This window comes from Rhizocola hellebori (assembly GCF_016862955.1).
In the GTDB taxonomy this organism is placed as follows: domain Bacteria; phylum Actinomycetota; class Actinomycetes; order Mycobacteriales; family Micromonosporaceae; genus Rhizocola; species Rhizocola hellebori.
This window is the reverse complement of sequence record NZ_BONY01000060.1, coordinates 1-12,890: the sequence shown is the minus strand read 5'-3', so window position 1 is coordinate 12,890 and position 12,890 is coordinate 1. Positions and strand designations below refer to the sequence as shown.

The 12,890-nt window shown below is 66.1% G+C and carries 5 protein-coding genes and 1 pseudogene; all 6 read left to right on the top strand.

The window, feature by feature from the left end; genetic code table 11:
- Positions 1–3,117: a glycosyl hydrolase family 95 catalytic domain-containing protein gene (locus Rhe02_RS35170; RefSeq protein WP_239124256.1), complete on the top strand. Its 3,117-nt coding sequence runs from the start codon at positions 1–3 to the stop codon at positions 3,115–3,117.
- Positions 3,118–3,258: 141 nt separating this feature from the next.
- Positions 3,259–6,096, top strand: a complete 2,838-nt coding sequence (locus Rhe02_RS35160) for a PQQ-dependent sugar dehydrogenase (protein WP_203912772.1) — start codon at positions 3,259–3,261, stop codon at positions 6,094–6,096.
- A gap of 79 nt (positions 6,097–6,175) precedes the next feature.
- A complete protein-coding gene (locus Rhe02_RS35155) occupies positions 6,176–8,287 on the top strand; it encodes a ThuA domain-containing protein (RefSeq protein WP_203912771.1) in 2,112 nt (703 codons plus the stop codon).
- Between the two features lie 24 nt (positions 8,288–8,311).
- A complete protein-coding gene (locus Rhe02_RS35150; RefSeq protein WP_203912770.1) occupies positions 8,312–11,128 on the top strand; it encodes a PQQ-dependent sugar dehydrogenase in 2,817 nt (938 codons plus the stop codon).
- A 9-nt stretch (positions 11,129–11,137) separates the two neighbouring features.
- Positions 11,138–12,568: a glycoside hydrolase family 99 protein gene (locus Rhe02_RS35145; RefSeq protein ID WP_203912769.1), complete on the top strand. Its 1,431-nt coding sequence runs from the start codon at positions 11,138–11,140 to the stop codon at positions 12,566–12,568.
- A 70-nt stretch (positions 12,569–12,638) separates the two neighbouring features.
- A pseudogene (locus Rhe02_RS35140) lies at positions 12,639–12,890 on the top strand (HNH endonuclease signature motif containing protein); the annotation flags it as partial.

The window sequence follows — 12,890 nt, the reverse complement described above, 5'->3', positions numbered from 1 at the left end:
ATGAAACTCCGTCTACCCCTTGCTGCCCTGATTGCGGCAGCTCTCATCGTGATCAATCCGGTCACGCAAGCTCAAGCGTCCACGACGGACGCCGCGTTCAACTCGGGCTCCGGGGCCCTGAACGTGAACTATGCCGGGTATCTGTCCAAACACGACATTGTCTACAACCGCCCCAACACCAACAACCTGCACGGCCTGACCGTCGGCAACGGCAAGACCGGGGCCATGGTCTGGAGCGCGGGTGGCGGGCACCGGATGCAGGTCTCCGGAGTGGACCTGTCCCAGCAGTCCGCTTTCGCCGCCGGCAACCTCGACTTCACCACCACCCCGGCGATCGAGTCGGGTTACACCACCATGCAGCAGCGGCTGTCGCTGTATGACGGCACGCTGACCACCAAATACGACTCGAACCGCACCGTCACCGTGATGGGCTCGCCCAACTCGGAGGTGATGGGCATCCACGTCGACGACACACGCGGTGGGGTCTCCAGCATCTCGGTCGACCTGTCCATCTGGGACCCGAACGCGGTGGGCAACAGCGCCGACGTCCCGAACATCACCACCTGGCGGCAGGTCTCCACCTTCGCCGACGCCACCGCGGCCGGATTCAGCCGCGGCCAGGCCGACCCGAACAACTTCGGCTACACCTACGCCGCCACGGTGGAGGGCGCCTCCTTCACCACCCAGGTCGTCAACGGCACCCGGGTGCGACTGAACATCACCCCCACCTCCAGCTACACCATCTGGTTCACCGCGGCCAGCCGGATCAACTCGCCCGGCCAGAACTCGGTGACCCAGGCCCGCAACCAGCTCAGCGCGGTCAAGACGACGGGCTATGCGACCACGTTCACCAATTACAAGAACTGGTGGCACAACTTCTGGGCGCGTTCGTTCGTCCAGTACTCGGGGTTGCAAGGTGACGCCGACTATCTGGAGAACGTCTACTACCTGTCGACGTACATGATCGCCGCAGGCGGTTACGGTAACTACCCGGTGCACTTCATCAACGGCGTGTTCCGGGCCACCGGCGACACCACCAAGTGGAGCAACGGTTACTGGTACTGGAACCAGCGCGACGTCTACAACTCCTTCCTGTCGTCGAACCATGCCGACATGATGGCGGTGTTCAATCGGCTCTACAGCCGCAACTTCAACGCGCTGCGGTCCTATACGCAAACCCGGTACGGCTCCGACGCGCTGTGGGTGCCCGAGACGATGGGCTGGGACGGCAATGCCCGCGGCACGGTGGGCAGCGACTTCGTCAACGACATCTACTCCACCGGAACCGAAGCCGCCTACAACATGTACCTGCAGTACAGGTATACCAACGACACCACCTATCTGCGTGACGTCGCCTACCCGTACATGCGGGAAGCCTTGCGCTTCTACCAGAACCGCTTCCAGCTCAGCAACGGCAAGTATCAGATGGTCACCTCCAACGCCCACGAAACCTATTGGGACGTAAGGAACGCCATCACCGATCTGGCCGCGGTCAGGTTGCTGGCGCCGCTGACGATCCAGGTGAGCACCCAGCTGGGCCTCGATTCCGGCCTGCGCGCCGGATGGCAGAACCTGGTGGACAACCTGTGGCCGTATCAGGTCAGCAACAACGCCTGGCTGCCGCACGACCCGCCCACCGCGCAGCAGCGCAACGGGGAGAACGTGTCGGCCGAGCTGATCTGGCCCTACGACCGCACCGGAATCGGTGCGCCGGACGTGTCGACCGCCACCCAGACGTGGAATGTGCGGCCCAACCCCTACAGCAATGTGTGGGCCAACGACCACGCCCAAGCGGCACGGCTTGGGCTGGGCAACCAGGCCTTCGACGGCATGAAGCTGATGCTGCAGCGCTACCAGAACTATCCCAACGGAATGACCAACAACACCAACGGCGTGTTCGAATACCTCGGCATCCACCTCGTGGCGATGAACGAGGCCCTGATGCAGAGTTACAACGACAAGATCCGGGTCTTTCCGGCCGTACCCACCGACTCATCGTTTGTAGGAAAGTTCACCTTGCTCGCCAAGGACGGCTTCCTCGTCAGCTCCGAACGCGAAGCTGGCGAGATCAAATACGTCGGCCTGCGCAGCCAGTATGGGAATCAGGCCCGCGTCGTCAACCCCTGGGGCACGCAACAGGTTCAGGTCAGGCGCACGTCGGACAACGCGATCCTGCAGACCAGCTCGGCCGCGGAGATCACCTTCGCCACCGCGGCCAACACGGTCTACGTGGTGGAGCGCACGGCCAAGCCGCTCTCGTCCTACACCGCCACGACCCTGACCGGCACCGCCAACCAGGGCCTGAAGACGTTGCGCAACACGGCTTCCACCCTCGGGCTCGGGGCCGGCGGCTCAACTCCCGGCCTGGTCAACAACACCTCGCTGACCTACAGCGCGAACTGGTTCCTCACCACCGGCCGCGGCTACGGCGACTACAACGACGACACCCACCACACCACGACCGTCAACGCTGAGGCGTCCTACACCTTCACCGGGACAGGCGTGGAGTATCTGTCGGAACGGTTCAGCGATATGGGGAACGTCGACGTGTACATCGACGGCGTCTTCCAGCAGAACGTGAACCTGTTCCTCAACGGGGCGCGCCAGGCCCAGGTCGTCGTCTACAGCAGAACCGGCCTGAGCAACGGCCAGCACACGATCCGCATCGTCAACAAGTCCACCTCGGTGGCGATCGTCGACGCGCTGCGGATCACGACCGGCGGAACACCGACCGGTGGCGTCGCCCTGCGCGCCCAGGCCAACAGCCAGTACGTGACGGCCGGGGCTTCGCCGCTGATCGCCAACTCGGCCACGGTCGGGGCGGCACAGCAGTTTGACCTCGTCGATCTCGGCAACGGCAACGTAGCCCTGCGCGCACGGGTCAACAACATGTACGTCTGCGCAGAGAACGCGGGCGCCGCGGCGCTCATCGCCAACCGCGCAGCGGTAGGCGGCTGGGAAACCTTCGCGCGCGTCAACAACTCCGACGGCAGCATCAGCCTTCGGGCGCAAGCGAACAACATGTATGTCACGGCCGAGAACGCGGGCGCGGCAGCACTTATCGCCAACCGCGCGGCCATCGGGCCGTGGGAGAAGTTCGATCTGGTCAACCTCTAATCGCAGTTCTGTAAAGGGAGTCGGGCATCGGCGGCCCGGCTCCTCAGCCACACCAAGGGAACGCGGGACAACCCCGCGTCCCCTACCGCCGAACCTCCGATGGGTGTCCGGCGGTTCCAACGGTCACTCCGGAGGGTTCACATGCCACGAAAACGCCTCACCGCAAGCTTTTCGGTGATGGTTCTGGCCGTCGCGGTCGCGACGGTGGTCAATGTCTCCACGCGGCCTGAGCCGGCGGCCGCGGCCCCGCCCCCCACCACCTCGTTCGAGAAGGTGAAGCTCGACGGTGGGCTGTCGATGGGCGAGCCGATCGAGCTTTCCGTGCTGCCGGATGGGAAGGTGCTCTACATCAACCGGGGCACCAGCTCCGGCGGCGGGCAGGTGCGCCTCTACAACCCGGCGACCGCCTCGACCACCGTCGCGCTGACGCTGTCGCTGGACGCCCGCTTCGAGGACGGCCTGATCGGCATCACGCTGCACCCGCAGTTCGCCAGCAACAACTGGGTCTACCTGTTCTACTCGCCGGTGGCCACCCCACTGGTCAACCGGATCTCCCGGTTCACCTTCAATCCGAGCACGCTGACCCTCGGCTCGGAGACCATGCTCATCCAGTGGCCCACCGAACGGCGGCTGTGCTGCCACTCGGCCGGCTCGATGACCTGGGACAGCAACAACAATCTCTACTTCGCGGTGGGGGACAACACCAACTCCGGCGGAGACTCGGGCGGCTACGCCCCGATCGACGAGCGAACGAGCCGCGACGCCCAGTACGACGCCCAGCGCACGGCGGGCAACACCAACGACCTGCGTGGCAAGATCAATCGGATTCACCCGGAAAACAATGGCACGTATACGATTCCGGCCGGCAATCTCTTCCCGGCGGGGACGGCCAACACCCGGGGCGAGATCTACACGATGGGCAACCGCAACCCGTACCGGATCTGGGTCGACAAGACCAACAACGTGCTCTACTGGGGCGAGGTCGGCCCGGACGCGGGGACCACTCAGGCCAACCGCGGCCCGGCCGCCTACGACGAGTACAACCGCGCCGCCACGCCGGGCAACTACGGCTGGCCCTACTGCGGCGGCCCCAACGTGGCCTACAACGACTGGGACTTCAACGCCAACGCCCCGCGCGGCTGGTTCCCGTGCGGCGGCTCGACCGGCCCGGTCAACAACTCCCCGCGCAACACCGGCCTGCAGCAGCTGCCGCCGACCAGAGGCGCGCTGGTGTGGGAGCAGCACGGCGGAAGCGTTCAGTGGCCGGCGCTGGACAACCCCGGCGGGTGCGGCGCACCGAACCACGCCGAGGTCTACCACTACAACCCGAACCTCAACTCGCCCAACAAGTGGCCGCAGTACTACGACAACAAGCTGCTCATCACCGAGTACTGCCGTAGCTGGATCAAGGAGATCCAGTTCGACAACGGCAACCCGGCGACCGGTAATCCCACCATCATCGAGCCGACCGTGGCGGGCATGCCGCTGGTGCACCCGATCGACATGGAGTTCGGCCCGGACGGCTCGCTTTACATGCTCGAATACGGCAACGGCTACTTCTCCGGTGACGCGGCGGCGGGCCTCTACAAGATTAACTATGTGGCGGGCGGGCGTTCCCCGATCGCGGTCGGTTCCGCCACCCCGAACAACGGGCTGTCCCCGCTGAACGTGAGCTTCTCCAGCGCGGGAAGCTCCGATCCCGACGGCGATCCGCTCACCTTCGCCTGGGACTTCGACAACAACGGCACCACCGACTCGACCGCGGCCAACCCGACGTTCAGCTACACCACCAACGGGGACAAGCGAGCCCGGCTCACCGTCAACGACGGCACCGGCCGCAGCGGAACCACGCTCGTGACCGTGGTGGTCGGCAACAACCGCCCGGTGGTCAACCTCAACGGCCTGCCCGCGGGCGGCCTGTTCGACTGGACCAACAACCTCACCGTCTCGGCGACCGCCACCGACGCGCAACAGGGCACCATTCCGTGCGCGAACATCGTGGTGCGAGCCGCGCTCGGCCATCAGGAGCACGCGCATGAGGAGGGCCAGGGCACCGGTTGCGGCTTCACCATCAACACCGGACCGGTGCACGCGGGCCCGGATTCGGTGCTGTTCTTCGTGTTGCGTGGCAGCTACACCGACAACGGCCCGGTGCCGCTGATCGGGGAGAAGGACATCACCCTGTTCCCGAAGCAGTGGCAGGCGGAACACTACGTGACGCTCAACGGCCCGCAGGTCATCAACCAGGCCGCCGCTGAGGGCGGCAAACGCCTGGGCGACATCCAGAACAACGAGTACGTCCGCCACCACGGGGTGAGCCTGAAGGGCATCACCGGCGTGAAGGCGCGCGTCTCCTCGGCCGGACCCGGTGGCGTGGTCTCGTTCCGCTTCAACAGCCCGACCGGGCCCGAGGTGGCCCGCATCAACGTCGCCAACACCGGCGGCTGGGACAACTACGTGGAGGTGACCGCACCGGTCACCAAGCCCGACGACAACACCCACGACCTCTACATCGTGTTCACCGGAGGCACCGGGGCGCTTTTCGACCTGGACAGCTACACCTTCACCGGAGCCGGGGTGGGCACCCCCGCCACCACCCGCACCGGCCCGATTCGTGGCCTGGGCAAGTGCATAGACGTCAACGGTTCCAGCACCGCCGACGGCACGAAGATCCAGATCTGGGACTGCAACGGCGCGGCCAACCAGACCTGGACGATCGGAACCGACGGCACCATCCGCGGCATCGGCGGCAAGTGCATGGACGTGCAGGCAAGTGGCACCGCCAACGGCACCCTCATCCACCTTTACACCTGCAATGGGACTGGCGCCCAGCAGTGGGTGGCCGGGGCCAACGGCAGCCTGCGCAACCCCCAGGCCAACAAGTGCCTCGACATTCCAGCTTCCAACACCACCAACGGGCGGCAGTTGCAGATCTACGACTGCAACGGCACCGGGGCACAGAACTGGGCTTTGCCTTAACCCACCCACCCACCCCATCACCCCCCACGCCGCGGCCGTCCGCCATGGACGGCCGCGGCCCCTCCGACAGGAGTGTGCAATGCGACGACGAATATTGGCGATGGCAGCGGGTCTCGCGCTCGCAGCCGCCGCAGTGGTGGCCCCGGTGGGCCAGGCGGCCGCCGCCCCACTGACCAGGGTCCTCGTATTCTCGAAGACCGCCGGTTTCCGGCACTCGTCCATCCCCAACGGCATCGCCGCCATCCAGGCCCTGGGTTCGGCTAACGGGTTCACCGTGGTGGCGACCGAGGACGCCAACCAGTTCACCACCGCCAACCTTGCCCAATTCCAGGCGGTCATCTGGCTTTCCACCACCGGTGACGTGCTCAACGATGCGCAGCAGACGGCGTTCCAGTCCTACATCGCCTCCGGCGGCGGCTACGTGGGAATCCACGCCGCGGCCGACACCGAGTATGACTGGGCGTGGTACGGCGGCCTGGTCGGCGCCTACTTCGCCTCCCACCCGGCGATCCAGACGGCGACCGTGCGGGTCGAGGACCGCTCCAACATCTCCACCTCCCACCTGCCGGCCACCTGGTCGCGCAGCGACGAGTGGTACAACTACCGGACCAACGTGCGCGCCAACGCCAAAGTGCTCGCCAACCTCAACGAAGCCAGCTACACCGGCGGGTCGATGGGCGGCGACCACCCGATCACGTGGTGCCAGAACTATGGCGGCGGGCGGTCGTGGTACACCGGGCTCGGGCACACCGAGGCCACCTACACCGAAGTCAACTTCACCCGGATGCTGCTGGGCGGCATCCAGTTCGCGGCCGGCGCCAAGCCCGCCGACTGCCGTCCCGAAACCGGCTACACCGCCCTGTTCGACGGCACCCAGGCCAGCCTCAACCAGTGGCGGCAGGCGGGCCCGGGCGGCTTCACCCTAGCCGACGGGACGTTGACCTCCTTTGGTGGGATGGGTCTTTTGTGGTACCCGGTAAGGACTTTCTCGAACTATTCGCTGAAGCTCGATTGGATGATGCCCGGCGACGACAACGGCGGTGTCTTCATCGGATTCCCCGATCCGTTGGGTGACCCGTGGGGCCCGGTCAACGCGGCGCATGAAATCCAGATAGACGCCACCGACGCCGACCCGACCCGGACCACGGGCAGTGTCTACAGCTTCCAGGCGCCCAACGCGACCGCGCGGGCGTCGGCGCTCAACCCGCCGGGCCAGTGGAACACCTACGAGATCGGCGTGCACGGCCAGCGCGTCGAGATCTGGCTCAACGGCATCAAAATCAATGACTATATGAGTACCCGCAACATCTCCAACGGTTACATCGGTGTGCAGAACGACGGCACCGGAGCCGACATCAACTACCGCAACATCCGCATCAAGACCGATGGCACCACTCCACCGGCAACCGATGTGGCGCAAGGCAAACCGGTCACGGTCTCCAGCGTCGAGGGCGCCAACGCCGCGGCCCGCGCCGTGGACGGCAACTCAGGCACCCGCTGGGGTAGCGCGTATGCCGATCCGCAGTGGATCACGGTCGATCTGGGGCAGCCGCATGCCCTCAACCGGGTCCGGCTCAACTGGGAAACCGCCTACGGCCGCGCCTATCAGGTTCAGGTTTCGCCGGACAACGCCGCGTGGACGAACCTCTTCTCCACCACGACCGGCGACGGCGGCGTCGATGACCTGACCGTCACCGGAACCGGAAGGTACGTACGCGTTTACGGCACCCAGCGGGCCACCCAATGGGGCTACTCGCTGTGGGACCTCAACGTCTACGGCACCCCCACCGGCACCCAGCCCACGCTGCTGTCCCAGGGGCGGCCCACCACCGCCTCCAGCGTGGAGCCCGGCAGCGCCCACGTCGCCGCGAACGCGGTCGACGGCAACACCGGCACCCGTTGGGGCAGTGCGTATGCCGACCCGCAGTGGATCACGGTCGACCTCGGCTCGGCCCGAACCGTCTCACGGGTCCGCATCAACTGGGAGGCGGCCTACTCCCGCGCCTACCAGATCCAGTTCTCGCCGGACAACGCGGCGTGGAGCAATGCCTTCTCCACCACCACCTCCGACGGCGGCATCGACGACGTGGCCGTCACCGGCACCGCCCGATACGTGCGCATCTACGGCACACAAAGGGCTCTCACCCAATATGGGCACTCGCTCTGGGAGCTCGAAGTCTACGGAAGTTAACCCTCCACCCCCCAAAGGAAGCCCATGAAACCCAAACATCTGCTCCAGCTGGTGCTGGCGGGATCGCTTGCGGTGATCGCTCCGGCGGTCACCCAACAGCTGCCCGCCGCGGCCGCCCCGATTCCCGCGGCCGACTACCAGCAGGTCACCCTCGCCCTCGGCACGGCCGAGATGGGCGAGCCGATGTCCCTGGCCGTGCTGCCCAGCCGGTCGGTGTTACACACGGCCCGCAACGGCACGGTTCGGGTCACCGACGTCAACGGCAACACCAAGGTGGCCGCCAACGTCCCCGTCTACACCCATGACGAGGAAGGCATGCAGGGAGTCGGGGTCGACCCCAACTTCGCCATCAACCGGTTCATCTACCTCTACTATTCGCCGGTCATCAGCAGCGTGCCGACCGGGGACGCGCCGGCCACCGGTACCCAGGCGCAATTCGACGCGTTCAAGGGCCACCTGAACCTGTCCCGGTTCACCCTCAACGCCGACGAGACCATCAACCTGGCCAGCGAGCGCGTGGTCATGCAGGTGCCCAACGACCGCGGCATGTGCTGCCACGTCGGCGGGGACATCGACTTCGACGCGGCCGGGAACCTTTACCTGACCACGGGTGACGACACCAACCCGTTCGAGTCCAGCGGCTACTCGCCGATCGACGAGCGGACCAACCGCAACCCCCAGTACGACGCCCAGCGCTCCGCGGCCAACACCAACGACCTGCGCGGCAAAGTGTTGCGTATCAAGGTGAACGCCGATGGCTCCTACAGCATCCCGGCCGGGAACCTTTTCGCCCCGGGCACCGCCAACACCCGTCCCGAGATCTATGCGATGGGGTTCCGCAACCCGTTCCGGATGAGCGTCGACAAGCCCACCGGAATCGTCTACCTCGGCGACTACGGACCGGACGCGGGCACCACCGACGCCAACCGTGGGCCCAACGGGCAGGTCGAGTTCGACCGCATCACCTCGCCCGGCAACTACGGCTGGCCCTACTGCACGGGAACGAACACCACCTCGGAGACCTACAACGAGTGGAACTTCAACACCAACGCCACCGGCCCCAAGTACAACTGCGCCGGTGGTCCCACCAACAATTCGTTCCGCAACACGGGTCAGGGCACGCTGCCCGCGGCGCGGGCGAGCTGGATCCGCTACGGCGGCGACGCCGGAACCCCGCCGGAGTTCGGCGGTGGGTCCGAGTCGCCGATGGGTGGGCCGGTCTACCGGTTCAACGCCTCGTCGAGCTCGTCGGTCAAGTTCCCGCAATCCCTTGACGGGCGCTACTTCGCGGGCGAATACGGCCGCCGCTGGATCAAGGCGATCGCCGTCAACACCAACGGCACCCCAGGCGAGATATCCGCGTTCCCGTGGACCGGTACCCAGATAATGGATATGGCCTTCGGCCCTGACGGCGCACTCTATGTTTTGGACTACGGCACCGGATCCAACAACGCGGGCCTTTACCGGGTCGAATACATCGCCAGCGGCAACCGCAACCCGATCGCGGTGGCCTCGGCCAACCCGACCTCCGGAGTCGCGCCGCTGACGGTGGCCTTCTCCTCGGCCGGCAGCTCAGATCCGGAGGGTGGCGCGCTGAGCTACCTGTGGACGTTCGGCGACGGCACCACGTCGACGGCGGCCAACCCGACCAAGACCTATACGGCCAACGGCAACTACACGCCCACGCTCAGGGTCACCGATCCGCAGGGCTTGACCGGCACGGCAAGCGTTGTGGTGACGGTCGGCAACACCGCTCCGGTCGTGAACTTGACCCTGCCCGCAGATGGGCAGCTGTTCAGCTTCGGCGATACGGTCCCGTTCAACGTCACGGTCAGCGACGCCCAGGACGGCACCATCAACTGCGCCCGGGTGAATGTGACCTACTCCCTCGGCCATGACAGCCATGCCCACAACATCTCTTCGCGCACCGGTTGTTCCGGCACCATCACCATCCCGGTCGACGGTGAGCACGACGCTGCCGCGAACATCTTCGGCGTCATCGACGCCTCCTACACCGACAACGGCGGGCTCACCACGCGCAGCGTGCGCACCTTGCAGCCCAAGCATCGCCAGGGTGAGCACTGGAGTTCACAGTCCGGCGTACAGGTTGCCGCGCACGCGGCCGCCGAAGGCGGAAGCACGGCCGGTTTCATCGAGAACAATGACTGGATTGCGTTCACGCCCTACCGGGTGAACAACGCCACCCAGTTCACCGCCCGGGTCTCCTCGGCCGGGGCCGGCGGCACCATCGAGGTGCGCTCCGGTTCGGCCACCGGCGCTTTGCTGGGCACGGTAACTGTCCCGGTCACCGGCAGCTGGGAGACGTTCACCAACGTGACCGGGAACATTTCCGGCGGGCCCGCCTCGACCATCGCGCTCTATCTGGTGTTCAAGGGCGGCGCGGGCAACCTGTTCGACGTCGACGCGTTCACCTTCACCACCGGCACGGTCACCACCCCGGTGGTAGCCCTGCGCGCCCGCGTCAACAACCTCTATGTGACCGCCGGAGCCTCCCCGCTGATCGCCAACTCCACCACGGTGGGGACAGCGCAGCAGTTCGACTATCTCGACCTCGGCGGCGGCAACATCGCGCTGCGCGCCCGGGTCAACACCATGCTGGTCTGTGCGGACAACGCGGGCGCAAACCCGCTCATCGCCAACCGGACAGCGGTCGGGCCGTGGGAAACCTTCGCGCGCATCAACAACTCCGATGGCAGTGTCAGCTTCCGCGCCCAGGCCAACAACATGTACGTGACGGCCGAAAACGGTGGAGCCGCCGCTCTCATCGCCAACCGCGCCGCGATCGGTTCCTGGGAGAAGTTCGACGTAGTCACCCAGTAAGGAGAAGCCGTGAAGAAATTGGCCCAGGTTTGGGCCGCCGCGCTGGTGCTGCTGACCTCTGTGTTGGCAGCACCGGCACCGGTGCAAGCCGCACCCCTGGCAAACAACGTCCACCTCTTCTACTACTCCTGGTACGGCAACCCCAGCTTCAACGGAAGCTATCGGCACTGGCCGCAGGGCAACCACAACCCGCCCCAGGACGTGGGCGCCAACCTCTACCCGGTGCGCGGCGCCTACGACTCCGGCGACTTCAACGGTGTCGTCGCCCAGCACATGGCCTGGATCGCCCAGGCCGGGGTGGGCGTCATCGTCTACAGCTGGTGGGGCCAAGGCTCCTATGAGGACGCCCGCGTCATGGGCACCCTCAACGCCGCCAACGCCTACGGCATCAAAGTCGCCTGGCATCTGGAGCCTTACAGCGGGCGCACCGCCGCCTCGACGGTCAATGACATCAACTACATTCACAGCCGCTACGGCAGCCAACCGGCGTTCTATCGCGACCCGGCGCGCGGGAACCGTTCCGCCTTCTACATTTTCGAAAGCCTCCGGATCACCGATTGGGCGCCGATCGAGGCGGTCAAACCCAACAGCATCGTGCTCGCGCAGACCACCGACACCTCGAAGGTGGCGCACTTCGGCGGCATGTACACCTACGACGCGATCGCCGGGAACACCGCCCCCGGCTGGGCCAACGCCAGCTCCTTCTGCCGGGCCAACAACCTGGTCTGGGCGCCGTCGATCGGCCCCGGCTACATCGACGATCGTGCCGTGCCCGGCAACACCACGCCTACCCTTGGCCGGGAAAACGGCGCCACCTATGACCGGGAATGGACCAACGCGATCAACTCGCAGGCCACCTGGGTTTCCATCACCTCGTTCAACGAATGGCACGAAGGTTCCACCATCGAACCCGCCAGCGCCAACCCGCCCGCCGGGTTCGGTTACCAGACCTATGTCGGCGCCTACGGCACCACCGGCGCGGCGTCGGAAACGGCTTACCTGGACCGGACCCGCTATTGGGTCGATCGGTTCAGCCCCCTCCCGACCGCCTACATAAGCCTGCGTGCCCGCGTCAACAACCGCTATGTCTCCGCTGAAAACGCCGGGGCGGCACCGCTGATCGCCAACCGCACCGCCATCGGCCCGTGGGAACAGTTCGAACGGATCGCCGTAAGCTCCAACACCTTTGCCTTGCGAGCCCGTGCCAACGGCCGCTATGTCTCGGCGGTCAACGCGGGCGCCGCCCCGCTGGTCGCCAACGCCACCGCGATCGGAGCGTCGGAAACCTTCCAGCTGGTCACCAACACCGACGGCAGCATCACCCTGCGCGCCATGGTGAACAACCGCTATGTCGCCGCCGAAAACGCCGGCAACGCCCCGCTCATAGCCAACCGTCAAGCGATCGGCTCCTGGGAACGCTTCGACCTCATCACCAACTGATCCTTCGGGGGCCGCCGCGCCAATGCCGGCGGCCCCGATTTTTGTCGTACCTCGTGTGTAGGTTGGAGGCATGGGCGCGGGGGCGGTCGAGGGCTTGGTCGACAGGCTGGTGGCTGCCAACCGTGCCGTGGCCGTGGCGCAGGCCCGGCTATTGGGTCTGGTGCTGGAGGTCGTCAATGCCGCGCCGGATCCTCGCTATGGCGTTGACGAGGTGGCGTTCGCCCTGTCCTGGACGGGTCGGGCTGCCGCCGCGCAGGAGGGGTTGGCTCGTCAGCTTGTCGACGGGTTGCCGGAGGTGTTTGCTGCTTTGGCCGCCGGGCTT

What these genes read in the sequence shown, in the direction of transcription:
- Rhe02_RS35170 (WP_239124256.1), top strand. Translation starts at nt 1, where the DNA reads ATGAAACTCCGTCTACCCCTTGCTGCCCTGATTGCGGCAGCTCTCATC.
- Rhe02_RS35150 (WP_203912770.1), top strand. Translation starts at nt 8,312, where the DNA reads ATGAAACCCAAACATCTGCTCCAGCTGGTGCTGGCGGGATCGCTTGCG.
- Rhe02_RS35155 (WP_203912771.1), top strand. Translation starts at nt 6,176, where the DNA reads ATGCGACGACGAATATTGGCGATGGCAGCGGGTCTCGCGCTCGCAGCC.
- Rhe02_RS35160 (WP_203912772.1), top strand. Translation starts at nt 3,259, where the DNA reads ATGCCACGAAAACGCCTCACCGCAAGCTTTTCGGTGATGGTTCTGGCC.